This window comes from Parasphingorhabdus sp. (assembly GCF_041748495.1).
Taxonomy (GTDB): domain Bacteria; phylum Pseudomonadota; class Alphaproteobacteria; order Sphingomonadales; family Sphingomonadaceae; genus Parasphingorhabdus.
In genome coordinates this window covers 1-2266 of the sequence record NZ_JBGTDD010000163.1, presented here as the reverse complement: position 1 = coordinate 2266, position 2266 = coordinate 1, and the positions used below count along the sequence as shown (strand labels likewise).

Sequence of the window (2266 nt, the reverse complement as noted above, 5' to 3'; positions counted from 1 at the left end):
GTCGCTGATCGCGCTCAGCTCGTCCGAAACCGTCCGCATCGGACGCGGCGAAAATGGCGGACGGACGCTGCATTTTACCAATGTGGTCAGGGATGAGCGCCGGTTGGGCAGCTGGCAGGGCAAGCCGATGCGCCTGACCATAGCGCCTGACCAATTGAACATCAGTGGTGCGGACCGATATGCCATTGTCCTGCAGCGCCCCGGTGCCGGGACAATTGTGGCGGCCAAGCTGCTGGATATTTGATGCGCGAGGCGATTTCATTTTGGTATTCCTGCTATAACTGTTTACTGGCGATAGTGAACGGGCAAGGAGGATCGATTGGTCGCGGCGCAAACAAAGGAAAAGCCGGGTTGGCGTAAAGTGATTGCATCACTCGGAAATCGCAAAACTCTTTTTATGGCGGTTTTCGGCTTTGCAGCAGGCTTGCCTTATGCATTGCTCCTCGGCACTCTTTATGCTTGGCTTTCCGATGCCGAGGTTGACCTCGAAACCATGGGCGTATTCTCGCTCATCGGATTGGCCTACGCGTTCAAGTTTCTCTGGTCCCCGGCGCTTGATCGTATCGATGTCCCTATTCTGAAGAAGTTGGGGAAGCGAAAGCAATGGATCGTGACCGCGCAATTATTGCTCGGTTTGATTTTGGTTGTTCTAGCAATGTTGAATCCGGTCTCATCAATAGGTTGGTTTTCCTTGCTGGCGGGAATAGGTGCTTTCGCTTCTGCCACACAGGACGTGGTGATCGATGCTTGGCGCGTAGATGTGGCGGATGAAGAGGCAACAATAGACATCCTTTCGACCGTTTATCAGATGGGATACAGAATCGCCGCTCTTGTTGGCGGTGCGCTGGCACTATTTCTTGCTGAACGAACCGATTGGCCGACCGTCTACTTGACCATGGGCGCTGTAATGCTCTTGGTCGGATTTCTGGGGCTTTTCGCTCCCGATGCCGAAACAACGGTTCAGACGGCTACAGAAATGGCGGACGAGCATGGCCTACGAAAAGCAGGCCAGCTTGATCCGCGTCTTCGAGGTTGGGCATTGGTTGCCGTGGCAATTTTATGGGGCTGGGCCTTGATTACGGTCGGAGTCTTCATGGTCCAATCGCTGGGTAGTGATCCGGAAACCCGGCCAGATTCGGTCTCGTTCATCTCTACGATGGGTCCGCTGATTGTATTGGCAACGGTGGTGATTCCCGCCATTATCGCAGCATTTCTGGTTCGTTTCGAACGCACGAGCAAATATTTATTGGCCGAAGATTTGCCTGCTGAGAGTATGGCCGGAAGGTTCCTTGATCACGGTTATCGTGCGCTCGTTCTTCCGCTTACAGAGTTTGTCGGCAGATTGGGTTGGGCGTTGATCGTGATATTGGGGCTGGTTCTAACCTACCGTATTACAGACTCCATCTGGGGGAGTTTTGCCTATCCATTTTATTTGGGTGAACTTCAATATACCAAAGATGAGGTTGCAGTAGCTTCAAAATTTTTTGGAGTCGGCGCGCTCATGATAGGCCTCGCGGTAGGCGGCTACATGCTTGCAACATTGGGTCGTATGCTCACTCTGACGCTGGGCGCCGTACTCGCGGCTGCAACAAATTTGCTCTACGCCGACTTGGCGCGGGGAGGAGCAGTCGTTCAATCTGTAAGCGATCTAACAGGATTCTCATGGTTGGTCACGAATTTGGGCGGGGATCCAGGGCTCGCGAAATTGATGATGGCCATAGCCGGAGAGAATATCGCTGTCGGCATCGCCGGCGTGGCTTTTGTGGCCTATCTGTCGTCGATCGTCGCGAAGGGCTATAGCGCGGTGCAATATGCGCTACTTTCGTCACTGACCTTGCTGGTCGGGACTCTTGGCCGCGGAGCCTTGGGCCAGATGATCGAGGAACAAGGCTATTTTCACATATTCATTCTGACAACATTAATGGGTGGTGTTGCAGTCATAATCTGCATCATCGAATGGATCCGTATTTCGCGGCTGGGTACAAAAGCAGGAATAGATGCAATAGCGCTAAAGGGCGTCTAGTCCGGCACCTGTTCGTTTAATTTCAGCACTTCGCCGGCCAGATAGAGCGACCCTGCGATCAGCACGGTCTTTTCGGGGGCCAGCGGCAGGGACCGGAGCGCTGCGGAGATATCGCTGGCCTCGGTCACCGGTGCGTCGACCTGGGGATAGTCGCCGAGCGCGTGCGATTCATGGCCTGGCACCGGGATCACCGTCACGCTTGCCAGTTTCTCCTGCAGGGGCGTGATGATGGCAGCCGGATCC

At 54.3% G+C, this 2266-nt stretch carries 2 protein-coding genes and 1 pseudogene; 2 read left to right on the top strand and 1 reads right to left on the bottom strand.

Translation table 11 applies throughout. The features are described from left to right. Positions 1 to 244 (top strand): DUF1223 domain-containing protein (locus ACEW8J_RS14325; RefSeq protein ID WP_373492320.1); only part of this gene is annotated, 244 nt, incomplete at its 5' end. Between the two features lie 153 nt (positions 245 to 397). Further along, on the top strand, positions 398 to 2023 hold the full coding sequence (locus tag ACEW8J_RS14320) for an MFS transporter (RefSeq protein WP_373492321.1): 1626 nt from the start codon (positions 398 to 400) through the stop codon (positions 2021 to 2023). Here ACEW8J_RS14320 and ACEW8J_RS14315 read toward each other — a convergent pair. Then, positions 2020 to 2266, bottom strand: a pseudogene (locus ACEW8J_RS14315) (bifunctional folylpolyglutamate synthase/dihydrofolate synthase); the annotation flags it as partial. The gene ACEW8J_RS14320 and the pseudogene ACEW8J_RS14315 overlap by 4 nt on opposite strands.